Annotated in this window: 11 protein-coding genes and 1 pseudogene; 2 read left to right on the top strand and 10 right to left on the bottom strand. The window is 71.9% G+C overall.

Going from position 1 to position 17,821, the window contains the following annotated elements; translation table 11 throughout:
- From ACFYW9_RS33010 to tkt, 5 genes and pseudogenes are all read right to left on the bottom strand, one after another.
- Positions 1-911 (bottom strand): annotated as a pseudogene (locus tag ACFYW9_RS33010) (glucose-6-phosphate isomerase); the annotation flags it as partial.
- Positions 904-1,836 (bottom strand): glucose-6-phosphate dehydrogenase assembly protein OpcA, encoded by a 933-nt coding sequence (opcA, locus tag ACFYW9_RS33005; RefSeq protein ID WP_351873220.1) that lies wholly within the window; start codon positions 1,834-1,836, stop codon positions 904-906. The pseudogene ACFYW9_RS33010 and the gene opcA, both read right to left, overlap by 8 nt.
- Complete coding sequence (zwf, locus tag ACFYW9_RS33000) at positions 1,833-3,491, bottom strand: glucose-6-phosphate dehydrogenase (RefSeq protein WP_389158221.1); 1,659 nt, start codon at positions 3,489-3,491, stop codon at positions 1,833-1,835. The genes opcA and zwf overlap by 4 nt, the downstream gene beginning before the upstream one ends.
- Positions 3,488-4,657: a transaldolase gene (gene tal / locus ACFYW9_RS32995; protein WP_389158218.1), complete on the bottom strand. Its 1,170-nt coding sequence runs from the start codon at positions 4,655-4,657 to the stop codon at positions 3,488-3,490. Before tal ends, zwf begins: the two co-directional genes overlap by 4 nt.
- Before the next feature lie 19 nt (positions 4,658-4,676).
- Positions 4,677-6,770 carry a transketolase gene (gene tkt / locus ACFYW9_RS32990; RefSeq protein ID WP_389158215.1) on the bottom strand — a complete coding sequence of 698 codons (2,094 nt, stop codon included), beginning with the start codon at positions 6,768-6,770 and terminating at the stop codon, positions 4,677-4,679.
- Positions 6,771-6,916: 146 nt separating this feature from the next.
- On the opposite strand from tkt, the gene ACFYW9_RS32985 reads away from it, so the two are divergent.
- Entirely contained in the window at positions 6,917-7,825 is a 909-nt protein-coding gene (locus ACFYW9_RS32985; RefSeq protein ID WP_389158212.1) for an AraC family transcriptional regulator, read from the top strand.
- A gap of 104 nt (positions 7,826-7,929) precedes the next feature.
- On the opposite strand, the gene ACFYW9_RS32980 is transcribed toward ACFYW9_RS32985, so the two are convergent.
- Both ACFYW9_RS32980 and ACFYW9_RS32975 read right to left on the bottom strand, forming a co-directional pair.
- A complete protein-coding gene (locus ACFYW9_RS32980) occupies positions 7,930-9,330 on the bottom strand; it encodes a glycoside hydrolase family 16 protein (protein WP_389158209.1) in 1,401 nt (466 codons plus the stop codon).
- Between the two features lie 237 nt (positions 9,331-9,567).
- The gene (locus ACFYW9_RS32975) at positions 9,568-10,863 is read right to left on the bottom strand and encodes an Ig-like domain-containing protein (protein WP_389158206.1); all 1,296 of its coding nucleotides are present in this window, start codon (positions 10,861-10,863) and stop codon (positions 9,568-9,570) included.
- 341 nt (positions 10,864-11,204) lie between these two features.
- On the opposite strand from ACFYW9_RS32975, the gene ACFYW9_RS32970 reads away from it, so the two are divergent.
- Complete coding sequence (locus tag ACFYW9_RS32970; RefSeq protein ID WP_389158203.1) at positions 11,205-13,913, top strand: FAD/NAD(P)-binding protein; 2,709 nt, start codon at positions 11,205-11,207, stop codon at positions 13,911-13,913.
- 239 nt (positions 13,914-14,152) lie between these two features.
- Here ACFYW9_RS32970 and ACFYW9_RS32965 read toward each other — a convergent pair whose 3' ends face one another.
- The 3 genes from ACFYW9_RS32965 to ACFYW9_RS32955 all read right to left on the bottom strand — a co-directional run bounded on the left by ACFYW9_RS32965 (position 14,153) and on the right by ACFYW9_RS32955 (position 17,767).
- Positions 14,153-14,920 (bottom strand): IclR family transcriptional regulator, encoded by a 768-nt coding sequence (locus tag ACFYW9_RS32965; RefSeq protein WP_389158200.1) that lies wholly within the window; start codon positions 14,918-14,920, stop codon positions 14,153-14,155.
- 331 nt (positions 14,921-15,251) lie between these two features.
- Complete coding sequence (locus ACFYW9_RS32960) at positions 15,252-16,100, bottom strand: hypothetical protein (protein ID WP_389158197.1); 849 nt, start codon at positions 16,098-16,100, stop codon at positions 15,252-15,254.
- Positions 16,100-17,767, bottom strand: a complete 1,668-nt coding sequence (locus ACFYW9_RS32955; protein WP_389158194.1) for a histidinol-phosphatase — start codon at positions 17,765-17,767, stop codon at positions 16,100-16,102. Before ACFYW9_RS32955 ends, ACFYW9_RS32960 begins: the two co-directional genes overlap by 1 nt.
- Positions 17,768-17,821 lie beyond the last annotated feature (54 nt).

Raw genomic sequence — 17,821 nt, 5'->3', positions numbered from 1 at the left:
TCGTCGACGAGGTGGAACCCGTCCAGCATCTCGCGGAACCGGTCCGGACCGATCGCGATCATCAGCGACAGGCCGATCGCCGAGTCGTACGAGTAACGCCCGCCGACCCAGTCCCAGAACTCGAACATGTTCGCCGTGTCGATGCCGAAGTCCGACACCTTCTCCGCGTTCGTCGACAGCGCCACGAAGTGCTTCGCCACCGCCTTCTCCTCACCGAGCCCGGCGAGGAGCCAGGCACGCGCCGAGGTGGCGTTGGTGATCGTCTCGATCGTGGTGAACGTCTTCGAGGCGATGATGAACAGCGTCTCGGCCGGGTCCAGGTCCCGCACGGCCTCGTGCAGGTCCGCGCCGTCCACGTTCGACACGAACCGCACGCTCAGCGAGCGGTCGGTGAACGAGCGCAGCACCTCGTAGGCCATCGCGGGGCCCAGGTCGGAGCCGCCGATGCCGATGTTGACGACGTTCTTGATGCGCCTGCCGGTGTGCCCGGTCCACTCGCCCGAGCGGACCCGCCCGGCGAAGTCCGCCATCTTGTCCAGGACCGCGTGCACGGCCGGCACGACGTCCTCCCCGTCGACCTCGACCACCGCGTCCCGCGGCGCCCGCAGCGCGGTGTGCAGCACCGCCCGGTCCTCGGTCGTGTTGATCCTCTCGCCCCGGAACATCGCGTCCCGCAGCCCGAACACGTCCGTGGCGACGGCGAGTTCCTGGAGGAGGGCCAAGGTCTCGTCGGTGATCAGGTGCTTGGAGTAGTCGACGCGCAGATCGCCGACCTGTGCGACATAGCGCTCGGCGCGCGCGGGGTCGACGGCGAACAGGTCACGCAGCCGCGGGTGGAGCAACGTGGTCGCGCGGTGGTCCTCCAGGGCCACCCACTCAGGACGCCGGGTGGGCTTGGGGTAGTCAGACACGAGGGCTCTCCTTGGGGGCCTCGCCGCGCAGGGCGATGGCGTACATCTCGTCCGCGTCGAGGCGACGCAGTTCCTCGGCGATCAACTGGGAGGTGGTGCGCACCTTGAGCGCCAGGGTGCGGGAGGGCTGACCGGGCAGGGACAGGGTCGCGAGCGGGCCCTCGGGGCGGTCGATGACGATCTCGCCGCTCTCGGTGCCCAGCCGGACGGCGGTCACCACGGGGCCCGCGGTTTCGACACGCTCGGTCCTGACCCGGAGGCGGGCCTCCAGCCAGCGGGCCAGCAGTTCGGCGCTCGGGTTCTGCGCCTCGCTCTCGACGGTCGCCGAGATCACCTTCGTACGGGCCTGGTCGAGGGCCGCCGCCAGCATGGAGCGCCACGGCGTGAGCCGGGTCCACGCCAGGTCGGTGTCGCCCGGCGCGTACGAGGCGGCGCGGGCGTCCAGTGCCTGGAGCGGTGCCTCGACGGCGTACATGTCGGTGATCCTGCGCTGGGCGAGGGCGCCCAGCGGGTCCTTGGCCGGGATCTCGGGCGCGTCCACCGGCCACCAGACCACGACCGGGGCGTCCGGCAGCAGCAGCGGCAGGACCACCGAGTCGGCGTGGTCCGAGACCTCGCCGTACGTCCGCAGGACGACCGTCTCGCCGGTACCCGCGTCGGATCCGACGCGCACCTCGGCGTCCAGACGGGAGTTGGTGCGGTCGCGCGGGGTGCGGGCGACGCGCTTGATGACGACCAGGGTGCGCGAGGGGTGCTCCCGGGAGGCCTCCTCGGCCGCCTTGATGGAGTCGTACGCGTTCTCCTCGTCGGTGACGATGACCATCGTCAGGACCATGCCCACGGCGGGGGTGCCGATGGCCCGGCGCCCCCGTACGAGTGCCTTGTTGATCTTGCTTGCCGTGGTGTCGGTCAGGTCGATCTTCATGGCCTGCGCCAGCTCCGTCCGTCTCGTGCGAGCATCTCGTCGGCTTCCTCCGGACCCCAGCTGCCCGAGGAGTACTGCGCGGGCGTGCCGTGGCTCTCCCAGTACCCCTCGATCGGGTCGAGGATCTTCCAGGACTCTTCCACCTCCTGGTGACGGGGGAAGAGATTGGCGTCGCCGAGCAGAACATCCAGGATCAGCCGTTCGTACGCCTCCGGGCTGGACTCGGTGAACGACTCGCCGTACGCGAAGTCCATGGTGACGTCCCGGATCTCCATGGACGTACCCGGCACCTTCGATCCGAAGCGCACGGTCATGCCCTCGTCGGGCTGGACGCGGATGACGATCGCGTTGGCGCCGAGTTCCTCGGTGGCCGTGGAGTCGAACGGGGAGTGCGGGGCGCGCTGGAACACCACCGCGATCTCCGTGACGCGGCGGCCCAGACGCTTGCCGGTCCTGAGGTAGAACGGGACGCCCGCCCAACGGCGGTTGTCCACCTGGAGCTTGACGGCAGCGTAGGTGTCGGTCGTCGACCGGGGGTCGATGCCCTCCTCCTGGAGGTAGCCGCGCACCCTCTCGCCGCCCTGCCAGCTCGCCGCGTACTGGCCGCGCACGGTGTGCTCGCCCAGGTTCCGAGGCAGCTTCACGGCCCTGAGGACCTTGAGCTTCTCGGCGAGCAGCGACTCGGCGTCGAAGGCGGCGGGTTCCTCCATGGCGGTCAGCGCCATGAGCTGGAGCAGGTGGTTCTGGATCACGTCCCGGGCGGAGCCGATGCCGTCGTAGTAGCCGGCCCGGCCGCCGATGCCGATGTCCTCGGCCATCGTGATCTGGACGTGGTCGACGTACGACCGGTTCCAGACGGGCTCGTACATCTGGTTGGCGAAGCGGAGCGCCAGGATGTTCTGGACGGTCTCCTTGCCGAGGTAGTGGTCGATCCGGAACACCTGGTCCGGGTCGAACACCTCGTGCACGATCCGGTTCAGCTCCCGGGCGCTCACCAGGTCGTGGCCGAACGGCTTCTCGATGACCGCGCGCCGCCAGGAACCCTCGGGAGCGCTCGCCAGCCCGTGCTTCTTGAGCTGCTGGACCACCTTCGGGAAGAACTTCGGCGGTACGGAGAGGTAGAACGCGTAGTTGCCGCTGGTGCCCCGGGAGGCGTCCAGCTCGTCGACGGCCGCGCGCAGCTGCTTGAACGCCGTGTCGTCGTCGAAGTCGCCGGGGATGAACCGCATGCCCTCGGCGAGCTGCTGCCAGACCTCCTCGCGGAACTCGGTCCGCGCGTGCTCGCGCACCGAGTCGTGCACCACCTGGGCGAAGTCCTGGTCCGCCCACTCACGGCGGGCGAACCCGAGGAGCGAGAAGCCCGGCGGCAGCAGACCCCGGTTGGCGAGGTCGTACACGGCCGGCATCAGCTTCTTGCGGGACAGATCGCCCGTGACGCCGAAGATGACCAGACCGGAGGGGCCCGCGATCCGGGGGAGCCGGCGGTCGCGCGGGTCGCGCAGCGGGTTGTCCCAGTCGGCCGCCGGGACGCCGAGCGCCTCGGCGAGTGCCTCGGGCGTCAGACCGCCCTGTTCCACGGCCGCGTCACCGGATCCCTGCGACGCGGTGGCCGCATCCTGCGGCTCGCTGTCGGAAAGTGCCTCACCCTTGGTCATTCCCCTTCGACTCCCTTGCCCCGCAGGGAGGCCGCCACGGCGTCGAGAAGGTCCTCCCAGGCCGCCTCGAACTTCGCGACGCCCTCGTCCTCCAGCTGTCCGACGACCTCGTCGTAGGAGACGCCGAGCGCCTCGACCGCGGCCAGGTCGGCACGGGCCCGGTCGTAGCCGCCGGTCACCGTGTCGCCGTGGATGTCACCGTGGTCGGCGGTGGCGTTCAGCGTGCCCTCCGGCATGGTGTTGACCGTGCCGGGCGCCACCAGTTCGTCGACGTACAGGGTGTCCTTGTACGAGGGGTCCTTGACGCCGGTGGAGGCCCACAGCGGACGCTGCTTCTGCGCGCCGGAGGCGGCGAGCGCCGTCCAGCGGGTGCCGCCCTGTGCCGGGCCGCCGGCGGAGCCGAACACCGTCTCGTACGCCTCGTAGGCCAGACGGGCGTTGGCGAGCGCCGCCCTGCCCCTGAGCGCGAGGGCCTCGTCCGTGCCGTTCTTCGCGAGCCGCTTGTCGATCTCGTTGTCGACGCGGGAGACGAAGAAGGAGGCGACGGAGTGGATTCCGGCGAGGTCGATGCCCGCGGCCTTCGCCCGCTCCAGGCCGGAGAGGTAGGCGTCCATGACCTCGCGGTAGCGCTCCAGCGAGAAGATCAGCGTGACGTTGACGCTGATGCCGAGGCCGATGACCTCGGTGATCGCCGGGAGCCCGGCCTTCGTCGCCGGGATCTTGATCATCACGTTCGGGCGGTCGACCAGCCAGGAGAGCTGCCGGGCCTCGGCGACGGTCGCGGCGGTGTTGTGCGCCAGCCGGGGGTCGACCTCGATGGAGACCCGGCCGTCACGGCCCTCGGTCGCCTCGAACACCGGGCGCAGGATGTCCGCGGCGGCGCGCACGTCCGCGGTCGTCATCATGCGGACGGCCTCGTCGACGGTCACCCCGCGTACGGCGAGGTCGGCGAGCTGCCGCTCGTACCCCTCGCCGGAGCCGATGGCCGCCTGGAAGATGGACGGGTTGGTGGTCACGCCCACCACGTGCCGCGTGGCGACGAGTTCGGCCAGGTTGCCGGACTCGATGCGCTTGCGGGAGAGGTCGTCGAGCCAGATGGAGACGCCCTCGCCGGAGAGGAGCTCAAGAGGTGCCGCGGTCGCGGTCGTTTCGGTCACAGTGATCATCTTCCTTCGTGTGAACGGATCAACCGCGCAGGGCGGCAGGGCCAGTCGTCGAATCGAGCACGGCCCGCGCGGTGGCGGCGACGTTCTCGGGGGTGAAGCCGAACTCGGCGAACAGCGTCCCGGCGTCGGCCGAGGCGCCGAAGTGCTCCAGCGAGACAATGCGTCCGGCGTCACCGACGTACCGGTACCAGGTCAGACCGATTCCGGCCTCGACCGCCACGCGGGCCTTCACGGACGGCGGAAGGACACGGGCCCGGTACTCGGGGGACTGCTCCTCGAACCACTCGACGGACGGCATCGACACCACGCGGGTGCCGACCCCCTCGGCCTCCAGCAGTTCGCGCGCCGCGACGGCGAGCCGCACCTCGGATCCGGTCGCGACGATGATGAGGTCCGGGGTCCCGGTGGAGGAGTCCCGCAGGACGTAACCGCCGCGCGCCGCGTCGGCGTTGGCCGGGTAGGTCGGCACGCCCTGACGGGTGAGGGCCAGACCGTGCGGGGCCGGGTTCGTGGCGTGCCGCTTGAGGATCTCGGCCCAGGCGATCGCGGTCTCGTTGGCGTCGGCCGGGCGGACGATGTTCAGGCCGGGGATGGCGCGCAGCGAGGCGAGGTGCTCGACCGGCTGGTGGGTGGGACCGTCCTCGCCGAGGCCGATCGAGTCGTGCGTCCACACGTACGTCACCGGGAGCTGCATCAGCGCGGACAGCCGGACGGCGTTGCGCATGTAGTCGGAGAACACCAGGAAGGTGCCGCCGTAGACACGGGTGTTGCCGTGCAGCGCGATGCCGTTCATCTCCGCGGCCATCGAGTGCTCGCGGATGCCGAAGTGGATCGTGCGGCCGTACGGGTCCGCCTCCGGCAGCGGGTTGCCCTTCGGCAGGAACGAGGACGTCTTGTCGATGGTGGTGTTGTTCGAGCCGGCCAGGTCGGCGGAGCCGCCCCACAGTTCGGGGATCACGGCACCGAGCGCCTGGAGGACCGTGCCGGAGGCGGCGCGGGTGGCGACACTCCCGCCTTCCTCGAACACCGGCAGCGCGCTCTCCCAGCCCTCGGGAAGCTGTCCGGCGACGATCCGGTCGAAGAGCTTCGCGTTCTCGGGCCGCTCGGTGCGCCACGCGCCGGTCCGCTTGTCCCAGGCGGCGTGCGCCTCGGCGCCCCGGTCCAGGGCCAGGCGGGCGTGGGCCAGCACGTCGGCGTCCACCTGGAAGGCCTGTTCCGGGTCGAAGCCCAGGATCCGCTTGGTGGCGGCGATCTCCTCGGCGCCCAGCGCCGAGCCGTGCGAGGCCTCGGTGTTCCGCGCGTTCGGGGCGGGCCAGGCGATGACCGTGCGCATCGCGATGATGGACGGGCGTCCCGTCTCGGCCCGCGCGTCCTTGAGCGCCGCGTACAGGGCGCGCACGTCGATGTCGCCGTCGGGGGCGGGCTCGATGCGCTGCACATGCCAGCCGTACGACTCGTAGCGCTTCAGCACGTCCTCGGAGAAGGCCGTCGCCGTGTCGCCCTCGATGGAGATGTGGTTGTCGTCGTAGAGGAAGACGAGGTTGCCGAGCTTCTGGTGGCCGGCGAGCGAGGAGGCCTCCGCCGAGATTCCCTCCTCCAGGTCGCCGTCGGAGACGATCGCCCAGACGGTGTGGTCGAACGGGGACTCACCCTCGGGGGCCTCCGGGTCGAACAGGCCGCGCTCGTAGCGGGCGGCCATCGCCATGCCCACCGCGTTGGCGGCACCCTGGCCGAGCGGACCGGTCGTGGTCTCCACGCCCGCGGTGTGCCCGTACTCGGGGTGGCCGGGCGTCTTGGACCCGTGGGTGCGGAACGCCTTCAGATCGTCGAGGCCGAGTTCATAACCTGACAGGAAGAGCTGGGTGTAGAGGGTCAGCGAGGTATGGCCGGGGGACAGGACGAAGCGGTCGCGGCCGGTCCACTCCGGGTCGGCCGGGTCGTGACGCATCACCTTCTGAAAGAGCGTGTACGCCGCCGGGGCCAGGCTCATCGCGGTTCCGGGGTGGCCGTTGCCGACCTTCTGCACGGCGTCGGCGGCCAGAAGGCGGGCGGTGTCGACGGCTCGGCGGTCGAGCTCGGTCCAGGTGAAGTCGTCGGAGCTCTGCGTACTCATCTTCAAGAAGTCCTTACGACATGGGCTGCAACGCGGTCTGTGCGTTCAAACCTAAAAGTCAGACTTTTGCTGGGGAAGGTGCCCGCGTGTCAGCCTTCGGTGAAAATGGGACACGTGGAGCCGTGGCGAGCCGACGCGAGAAGGACATGAACGACAGAACCACCCAAGGCGGCACCGGCGGTACGGGCGGCCGGGACGGGATCAGGACCTTTCCGTTTCCGGCCGATCTGAGCCTGTCCGGCGTGGGCATGCAGGTCGGCGCGATGGGGGCCGGGCGCACCTGGCACGCGGACGCCCCGCTGGAACGCGTGCATCGCATCGACTTCCACGTCGTGATGCTCTTCCACGAGGGGCCGGTGCGGCACATGATCGACTTCGCGGAGTACGAGGCCCGCGCGGGCGACCTCCTGTGGATCCGGCCCGGCCAGGTGCACCGCTTCTCCAGCACCGACCCCTACCGCGGCACCGTCCTGACCATGCAGCCCGGCTTCCTGCCCCGCGCGACCGTCGAGGCGACCGGCCTCTACCGCTACGACCTGCCCCCGCTGCTGCGGCCCGACACCGACCGGCTGGCCGCGCTGGAACACGCGCTGACCCAGCTGGAGCGCGAGTACGTCGACACGACCACGCTGCCGCTCAGCCTGCGCACCGCGGTGCTGCGGCACTCGCTCACCGCGTTCCTGCTGCGCCTCGCCCACCTCGCGGCGAGTTCCGCCGAGGCGGCCCACGAGCACACGGACACCACGTTCACCCGTTTCCGGGACGCGGTCGAGAAGGACTTCGCCGTCAACCACAGCGTCAGCGCGTACGCCGACGCCCTCGGGTACTCGCGCCGGACCCTGGTGCGCGCGGTGCGGGCCGCCACCGGCGAGACGCCCAAGGGGTTCATCGACAAGCGGGTCGTCCTGGAGGCCAAACGGCTCCTCGCCCACACGGACATGCCGATCGGGCGCGTCGGGGCCGCCGTGGGCTTCCCCGACGCGGCCAACTTCTCGAAGTTCTTCCACCAGCACACCGGGGCGACCCCGGTGGCCTTCCGGACCGAACTGCGCTGAGCGGGACGGACCTGGTGGGTCCGCCCCGCTCGGCCGGGCTGTTCTACGGGTGACTACGGGTGGCCACGGATGGCTGCCCGTCAGCCCGCCTGCCGGTCCACCGGTCAGTGACCGAAGTCGAACCAGTTGACGTTCACGAAGTCCGCGGGCTGGCCGCTGGTGAAGGTCAGATAGACGTCATGGGTTCCGGTCACGGAGCTCATGTTCGCGGGCACGGTCCTCCAGGACTGCCAGCCGCCGGTGTTGGCCAGCGCGAAGCTGGCGACCGGTGTGCTCGTACGGCTGTCGAGGCGCACCTCGACCAGGCCGCTGACGCCGCCCGCCGCGCCGCTCGCGACCCGGCCGCGGAACTGGGTGGCCGCCGAGGAGCCGAAGTTGACTCCCTTGTAGAGCGCGTAGTCGCCGTTCGCGATGGTGCCGATGTCCTGGCCGCCGCCGGTGTCCGTGGTGGTCTCGCTGACGACACCGCTCTGGCTGTCGTAGGACTCGGCCTGGATGGCGCTGTAGGCGTCACGGTTGCCGGTGGGCGGCGGAGTGGTGCCGCCACCGCCGCCGGCCGACTGGAGCACCTGGACGTAGTCGACGACGAGCGGGTGACCGGGCTCCGTGCCGCTGTCGGGGCCGCCGCCGAAGGCGCCGGGGAAGCCGCCGCCCATCGCGACGTTCAGGATGATGAAGTAGCCGTGGTTCGTGGCGTTCGCCCAGGTGGTCGCGTCGACCTGGTTCGCCCTCACCGTGTGGAAGTTGAGGCCGTCGAGGTAGAAGCGGACCTCCTCGGTGCTGGTCGACCTGTCCCACTCCATCGCGTAGGTGTGGAAGCCCGCCTGGCAGGTCGTGCCGGTACAGGGGGTGTTGCCGCCGATGCCGCTGGTCTCGTTGCACGGGCCGCCCGGGTTGGTGCCGCAGTGCATCGTGGCCCACTCGGTGTTGAGGCCCTGGACGTTCTCCATGATGTCCAGCTCGCCGACGGCCGGCCAGTTCTGGTAGTTGCCGCGATAGGGCGCGCCCAGAGCCCAGAAGGCGGGCCAGTAGCCCTTGGCGGCGGCGCCGGTCACGTTCGGCAGCTGCATCCGCGACTCGATGCGCAGCTTGCCCCCGGCGGCGGGCTGGAAGTCGGTGCGCCTGGTCTCGATGCGGCCCGAGGTCCAGTTGCCCGAGGCGTCGCGGCGCGGGGTGATCAGCAGGTTGCCGTTGCCGTCCAGGGCCACGTTGCTGGTGCTGGAGGTCATCGTCTCGACCTCGCCGGTACCGAAGTTGGCCGGTCCGCCGGGGTAGCTGGTGCCCGTCGTGTACTGCCAGTTGGTCGTGTTGACGCCGCTCCCGGCGGTCCCGGTGAAGTCGTCGACGAAGACCTGGGACCAGCCGGCGGGGGGTGTGGGGGCGGACGCGTTGGCGGGGAGGGTGGCCGCGGTCGCGGCGGCCGCCGCCAGGCTCAGCGTGCCGAGCACGGCGATGAGCACGCGCCGGACGGAGCCGCCTCTGGGTGTGCCGGAAGTTTCACTCATGGGTGCCTCTTCGCGTACGGAGTGGGGGTGCGCGGGTGGGAGGGAGCGCTCCCACGACTGTTTGAGAGCGCTCTCAAAAAAGCTGCGCGGCCAATGTGCTCTCTGTCACTCCGGTCGTCAAGAGGTGAAGCCGAGAAAGTCCTTTCGCCGTAAGGGAGTTCACGCCGTGAAGGAAGGAAGAAGGCCCGATGGGCGTGCCACGAAGGGCAGGTGAAGTTCGTCCACCGGGTGCGGCTCTCAAAGAGCGCTGCCGGCCTTCCAGTCGGCCCAGGACAGGTTCCAGCCGTTCAGGCCGTTCGACGCTTCGACGGTCCGCTCGCCCGAGTTCTCGACGACCACCACGTCGCCGAGCATCGAGCTCTCGTAGAACCGGTAGCCCGGCACGGAGCTGTCGTTCGCGCCCTTCGTGTCATGGAGGCCGACGCAGCCGTGGCTGGTGTTGCTGCCGCCGAAGACCGAGGCCGCGGCCCAGTAGTTGCCGTGGATGAAGGTGCCCGAGGTGGTCAGGCGCTGGGCGTGCGGGACGTCCGCGATGTCGTACTCGTCGCCGAGCCCGACCGTCGAGGACTCCATCCGGGTCTCCTCGAACCGCTCGCTGATCACCATGATCCCGGACCACGTGGTGTGGTCCGCGGCGCCGCCGCTGACCGGGTAGCGGGCGAGGGTGCTCCCGTCCCGTTCGACCGTCATGGTCTTCTTCGCGAGGTCGACGGTGCTCACCTGGCGGCGGCCGATGTGGAAGGTGACGTCCTTGGACTGGACGCCGTAGACGCCGTCCGCGCCCTCGACGTCCTTGAGGCGCAGACTCAGCGTGATCTTCGTGCCCGCCGCCCAGTACTCGGCGGGGCGGAAGTCGAGCCGGGTGTTCCCGAACCAGTGACCGACCACCTCGACCGCGGGCTCCGCCGTCACCGTGACGGCCCTTTCCACGGCGGCCCGGTCCTTCACCGCCTGGGTGAAGTTGATCGACACGGGCATGCCGACGCCGGACGTCGAATTCGCCTCGGGCGTGAAATAGCCGGCGAACGTCTCGCCCGGGGACTTCGTGACGAACGTCGCTGTGTGTTCCGCGGCACCCGCCGCTTTCGCCGTGACCGTGTATTTGGTGCCCGAGTACGGATTCCTCGCGGAGGTCCAGCGCGTACGGCCGTCGTCGAAGGATCCGGCCAGAGTGGAACCGTCGTTGCCGGAGACCTCGACCGCCGACAGCGTGCCGTCCGCCACGGAGACCACGACCGGAGCGGTGAAGTCGGCCCTCTTCGTGCCGTCGGCGGGGGAGACGGTGACCGTCGGCGTCCTCACCTGCGTCTTCGCCTTCACCCCGGCCTCGGTGGCACCGGTCGCCGTCGTGTCCTTCCCGTCGGCGGCGCCCGCCGGACCGCCGCACCCGCTCAGCGCGAGGGCCGGTACGGCGGCACCGAAGGCCGCGAGAATTCCGCGCCGTGACCAGGCCGGACGTCCCGGACGCCGGCGCATCCGCCCCGGGTCCCGCGGTGCGGACTCGGGCCGGTTCGATATCTCAGGGACGCCCACGTAACGCCTTTCCTCGGTTCTCTCGCTCACCACCACTGCGGGTGCATCCTGCGTGACTTTCCTGGGTTGATTCTTTGAATCCGGCCGCCCCGGCCTGAGATTCCGGTGAAGACGCGCGGAGAGACGGCCTGAATCCACGGTTGCCGGGCCGACCCGAATTGTGAACAGAGTATGAAGCGCCCTGCCCGATACCTGAGTTCTCCATGAGATCCCCCTTCCGCGAGTTCTTCCGGGAACCCTCTCGGGAGTCCCTCCGGGAGCCCGTTCGGGACTCCGCGGACACAGGAGTGAAGGAGAAGTCCCGCTTGCCGGATCCGCGACAACCCACGCCGGAGGCATCCGTGAATCCAGCCCGTGAGCGGCACGCCGTGGCCATCGTCGGAGTGGGCGCCGCCGGCACCCTCACCGCCGTGCAGCTGTGCGAGACGGCGACCCGCCGCCGTACCCCGCTCGACCTCTTCCTGGTCGACCCCGCCCCCGAAGCCGGGCGGGGCAGCGCCTACGCCACCACCGATCCCCGGCACCGGCTGAACGTGCCCGCGGGCGGAATGAGCTGCTATCCCGACGATCCCGGCCACTTCACCCGATGGCTGTGCCGGCACGGCGAACCCACCGTCAGAGGAACCGACTTCGCCACCCGCTACCGGTACGGCGCCTATCTCGCCGACACCCTGGCCCGGGCGATCGTGCACGCCCACGGCACGGTCGCCGTGCACCGGCTGCGGACCAGGGCCGAGGCCTGCGCCCCCGCCCCGGACGGGGGCCTGGAGCTCCGGCTCGCCGACGGGCACGGCCTGGCGGCCGACAGCGTGGTCCTCGCCACCGGACCGGCCGCCACGACGGGTGCCTGGGCCCCGCCACGGCTCCGTACCTCCGAACGGTTCATCGGCTCGCCCTGGGCGCCCGGCGCCCTCGACGGACCGCTCGCCGAACCGGCCGGCCGCGGGCGGGAGGGCGCGAGCGACGACGTCCTGCTCGTGGGCACCGGACTCACGGCGGTCGACCTCGCGCTCAGCCTCGACCGCCCCGGACGCACCGTGCACGCCCTCTCCCGGACCGGTCTGCTGCCACAGCCGCACGCGCTGACCCCCGCACCGGCGATGGCCGCGCCCGAAGGGCTCGACGCGCCGACCCTGCGCACGCTGCGCCGGGCCGTCTACCGCCACATCGGCCGCGCCGTGCGCGCCCACGGCGACTGGCGCCCCGCGCTCGACAGTCTGCGCCCGCACACCGCGCGCCTGTGGCGCAGCCTCACACCCGAGGAACGCGCCGCCTTCCTGCGGAGCGAGGGCGCGCTCTGGAACACCCACCGGCACCGGATGGCACCGGCGACGGCCGAGTCGCTGGACCGCGCCCGCACGGCCCGGCGCCTGCGGGTGCACACCGGCAGGATCGCCGACGCCGTCCCCCGGCCGGACGGCTCCGAGCTGCTCACCCTCTCCGACGGGCGGCGCGTCACGGCCGGTTGGGTGATCGACTGCACCGGACCGGGGCCGCGCCCCGAAGACCCCCTGTGGCGCTCGCTGTTCGACACGGGTGCCGCCGTGCCCGGTCCGCTCGGCCTGGGCGTCGCGACCCGCGACGGCCGGCTCCTCGACGCCGCGGGAAGGCCCCGGCTCGCGGTGTTCACCCTCGGCGCTCCGCGCCGCGGTGAACTGTGGGAGACCACCGCGATCCCCGAGATCCGCGTCCAGGCCGCGGAGCTGGCCGAGCGGATGCTCGCGCCACTGGCTCCCCGGCGCCGCCCCGCCCGCCGTCGGCCTCTCGACGCGCACGGGCTCCCGCTGTCCACCCACGCCGAGGCGGCCGCCGCCCACCGTACCGGCCTCGAACGGGTCCTCAAGGTCAGGTCCGGCGCCGAGGACGCCTTCGCGCGGGCCGTCGCCCTCGACCCCGGCTTCGCGCTCGGGCACGCGGCCCTCGCCCTGCTCGGCCATGAGTGCGGCGCCGACGTCGACGTACCGCGGGCACTGGCCGACGCGCGGCGCTGCGCGCGGGAGCGGGCCGATCCACGGGAACGCTCCTTCGTCGACGTGGTGACCCACCGCGTGCACGGCGACAGTCCGGACACCGCCGCGCGTGCCCTGCTCGGGCACCTGGCCGCCTATCCCGCCGACGCGCTCGCGCTCGCCGCGGCCGTGCCCACCATCGCCTTCTCCGGCATCAACGACCTCGACAGCGCCTACGCGTTGAGCCTGGTCGAGCGCGCCTCGCCCGCCTACGGCGGCCACTGGTTCCCCGCCTCGCTCCTCGCCTTCCTGCGCCAGGACCAGGGCCGCTACGACGAGGCGGCCGAGCTGGCCGGGCGCGCGCTGGCCGCCGAGCCCGCCTCCGGACACGCCGTGCACGCCCTCGCCCACGTCCATTACGAGTCAGGGGCCCACGAGTTCGGCCGCGACTGGCTGGACGCCTGGGTGTCCGGGCACGGACGGGGTGCCGTCCACCGGGCCCACTTCTCCTGGCACATCGCCCTGCACGAACTGGCCCTGGACGATCCCGCCGCCGTCCGCAGACGCTGGTTCGCCCAGCTCGCGCCCGGCCGGGTGACCGGTGTACGCGCCCTGGTCGACTCGGGGTCGCTGCTGTGGCGGGCCCGGCTCAGCGACAGCTGGCGGGGGCGGGTGCCGGTGGCGGACGTGCTCGACAGCGTCGCCCGCGACATCGTGGAGCGGCCCGCGACCGCCTTCACCGCGCTGCACGCCGCCGTCGCGCTCACCGCCGCCGGTGATCTCGCGGCCCTGCGCCGGCTGCGCGATCACGCGGCCGGCGCCGACCCGGTGCAGCGCGAGGTCGTCGTCCCCCTGTGCGAGGCCCTCGCCGCCCTCGTCGAGGAGCGCTTCCACGAAGCCGCCCGGGGTCTGGACGCGCTGCTGCCGGTCGTCCGCCGCGTCGGCGGGAGCGCGGCCCAACGCGAGGTCGTCGAGGAGACACTGCTGTACGCCCTGGTCGCGGCGGGCCGCTCCGAGGCCGCCCGGCGGCTCCTGGACACCCGCCTCGACCGGAGCCGTTCACCCCGGGACCGCCGTTTGCTGGCCGCGCTGCCCGATTGAGGCAGGGCACGCGTGGTCGGCCCGGCCCGGCGGGGTCGCGGTCGCCCGGTCGCGGGACGGCGACGGCGCCGGGCCGGTTGAAGCGGGCCGGTCCCGCCATCGGTGACGAGGGCCGGTCCCGCCATCGGTGACGGGGGGCCGGACCGCCATCGGCGACGGGGGCCGCACCGCCTCGGTTTCGCTCCTGCCGCCGGGGTGGGGTGGGCAGGGGCGGGCCCGCGGCCCTGACCGCGCCCGCGTCAGACCTGTGGCTCCGTCCGGGCCGTCGGTCGCCAGCCGAGGGCCCGGGAGATCCCGCGGGCCGCCAGCCGCACCGCCGGGATCAACGCCGGTACCTGCGCGTCGGCCTGGGGCACGACGAGCGACACGGCCGCGACGACGGTGCCGTCCGCGCCGCGCACCGGTGCGGCCACCGACAGGGCGTCGTCGGTCACCTGACGAGTGCTCACCGCCACACCCGTACGCCGGACTTCGGCCAGGGTGCGCCGCAGACGGACCGGATCGGTGATGGTGTACGCCGTGTAGGCGGCCAACGGCCCGGCGCAGTAGGCGTCCTGGACCGCGGGCCGCGCGTGCGCGAGCAGCGCGAGCCCGACACCCGTGGCGTGCAGCGGCCAGCGGGCGCCCACCTGGATGCGTACACCGACCGACGAACGCCCGGAGATCCACTCGATGTAGACGACCTCGGCGCCGTCGCGGACCGCCAACTGGACGTTCTCGTGCGTCGCTTCGTACAGGTCCTCCAGGTACGGCAGGGCGGTCTGCCGCAGGGCGAGCCCGCGCGGAGCGAGCGCCGCGACCTCCCAGAGGCGCAGGCCGACGTGGTAGAGCCCGTCCACGTCCCGCTCCAGCGCGCCCCACTCGGCGAGCGCGGCCACGAGCCGGTGGGCGGTCGTGAGGCTGAGGCCGGCCCGGCGGCTGATGTCCGTCAGGGACAGCGCCGTGTGCTCGTGGTCGAAGGCGCCGAGTACGGCGAGGAGGCGGCCGGGAGCGGACAGGGCGGTCATGGGTTCAGTCCGGTGTCCGCGATCCGTCGCAGCGGCGTGTGCGGGGTTCCTCGGCGCCGATACGGACGGGGCCTCGCAGGTGTTCTGCGGCGCGCTGCTGACCTGCGATGGCGGGCTCCCTGGGGCCTGGCCCCGGCCGGGGCGGTCCGGACGTACGGACCCAGCATGCCGTACGGGCCGGGACGTGCCGGGCGGAGTGCCGATCGCCGTCGACGGCACGGTGGAGACCGACGGCGGCGGGAAGCCCGCCGCCGTCCTGCGGAGCGTGTCGCGGTTCCACGAGCGGGACTCGGGGGCCCGGCGGTGCTCCAGGCCCCTCCGCGTCGGCCTCCTACCTGAGCTGGTACGCGTACACGGAGGTCGCGACGCCGCACGTGCCGGGCTGGACCACCGCGGCGCGCAGCGTCCCGCTCGCCGTGTCGTAGTCGACGCCCTCGGCCTCGTACGTCCCGTCCGTGCACAGGCTGCGCTGCGGCAGGGCGAAGAGGCTGGTGACGTGTCCCGTGACCGGCCGACCGTCCACCTTCCGCTCCAGGTCGACCTGGAGCAGCGGCCGGTCCTCGGGGAAGAGCGCGCGCGAACTGTCGTCGGAGGCGCAGAGCAGCCGGGTGTCGTCGACGAAGTCGCACCCCTGGATGTCGCGGACGGGCCTGTCGAGGGTGATCTGGCCGGCCCCCGGCAGGGTGCCGCCGGTGGGCGGGGTCGACGGGTTGAGCAGCGGGGCGGGGAAGACCTGGAGCCGGTTCTGGTCGCCCCACTCGCCGGACACCAGCCACTGGCCGTCGGGCGACACGGTCGCGAAGGAGTTGTTCAGCTTCTCGCCCGGGTCGAGCCGGTGGACGTACTCGAACCGCTTGCCCGCGGGTGTGGTGACGGCGAACATCTTCGAGGTCGCCGTGTCGGGCCCCTGGTAGGCGTCGAACACGGAACCCCGGGCGATGTCCGGGTCACCCACGTGGTTCCAGCCCTTGACGCGCAGGACGAGCGGGATGGAGGCGAGCCCGCGGTGCAGCAGCGAGCCGTCCGCACGGCTCGCCAGCCCCTGTCCACCGCTCAGCGAGTCGACGTACGAAGTGCCGGTCTCGGTCCACACGGGTTCGCCGGCTACCGCGGCCGACGTACTCACGCCGACCGTGAGAGCCCCCAACAGGCAGGCAGTGGATATTAAATGACGCTTCATCAGCAGCCTTCCACATCGACGAACACCGGGTTGGAATAGAACCATGTGTCGACCCACGGGTCACCGTTTCCGGGCACGTGCGGAATCGGGCCGTGCGGGTCGATCGCCGCACCGAGGTATCCGGCGCCGTTCCTGTTGCCGTCGCTGCCGCGCAGCCGGACGTAGAAGGACTCGTCCCCGGCGGTCAGCGGAAAGCGCAGGGTGTACGTCCCCTCGCGGCCGCTCACGTCCACGGTCCGGACGACCTTGGTGTCGGGGGCCCGCCAGGCGTCGCGGTCGGCCGCCGGGCCGCGCACCGCGCCGCGGATCACGTCGACGTGCGCCAACTCCGGCAGGATTCCATGGGCGTTGGGGCGTGAGGCCGTCGTCACGGTGACCGACAGGGTGAGCCGGTCGCCCTTGCGGACGCGGATCCGGCCGCCCAGGGTGACGCCCGCCCCGTGGTCGTGGTCCCGCTTCAGGCGGACGTCGAGTCCGTCCAGCAGATGGCCGTGGTCCAGCCAGACCCGGCCCGCGCGCAGGCCCGCCATCACCGAGCGGTAGCCGTAGCGGGTCACGCCGACATGGGTGCGGCTGAACTGGCCGGGCCAGAAGTCGCCGCCCGGCTGCGGGATGCCGGTGTCGACCGGGTCGGGGACGTGCCCGGTGTTGTCGAAGTTCTGTCCGGGCGCCCAGTCGCCGTTCTTCCAGGTGTCGAAGACGACGCGGTGCACATCGGAGTTGGTGGTGATGGTGAACAGCCGGCCCTCGGCGAGCATCGCGTCCCACATGCCGCCGACCGTGGCCGTCATCCAGTCGAACCCGCCGTACAGGACGTACGCGTCCTCCGGGTAACCGGCGAAGGAGCTCTCCGAGGGCTTGTTGACGTACTCGCCGCGCTGTCGGCCCGAGCCCACCCAGCCGGGGATGCCGCCGCCCTGGGCGCCGGGCGCGCCCTCCATGCCGATCATGATCTCGGGGGCCGCGTCGCGCCAGTTGCGCATCTCGTGCGGGGAGTCGATACCCAGGCGCAACGGGTGGTTGGCGAGGACCAGCACGTCGTCGACGTATCCGGTACGGCGCCGCTCGGCCAGCCACTGGATCGCCTTGACCGCGTGCGCCTCGTTGCGGGCCGTGTCGGGGCTGGTCGGCGAACCCGCCGTGTAGCCCAGCAGCTTTCCGTCGTAGGCGAGTTCGAACTGGGTGAGCAGGTCCACCTCGTGCGGTCCGGGGGCGGCGAAGACGGTGGCGTGCTCGGCGGCCGGGATGTACCACTCCAGACCCTGGAAGATCAGCTGGCGCGGGTTCGCGGCGCGCGCCTCCAGGATCTCCCGGTGCTCCAGCCGGGCGCCGTAGGAGGCGTGCCCGAAGTTGGAGTGCTCGTTGAAGACCATCCAGTCGAGACCGTACTCGGCCCCGGCGCGGGCGAGTCGGGAGAACGTGTACTTCGCGTCGTGGCTGTAGACGGAGTGGATGTGATGGTCGCCCACGAGATAGGCGAGGCGCGGGTCGCTGCCGCCGTAGCCTCTCCGGGACGCCGCCGCGGGCGTGGCGAGCGAGCCGGCCGCGAAGGCCGCCCCGAACAGGCCCGCGCCGCGCAGCAGCCCGCGCCGCGACAGGCCCTGCGGGTCCAGCGCGGCGGGGGAGACGGACGGATCGGCCCAGGCGGGCAGTTGCTGCTCGGTCATGGTCGTGTGGTCCCTAGGTCGGAGGGTCATGGACGACGGGACGGGGAAGGCGCG

It is taken from the genome of Streptomyces sp. NPDC002698, assembly GCF_042888945.1.
GTDB lineage: Bacteria > Actinomycetota > Actinomycetes > Streptomycetales > Streptomycetaceae > Streptomyces.
The sequence above is the reverse complement of the archived record's forward strand: the minus strand, read 5'-3'. Positions and strand labels throughout refer to the sequence as shown.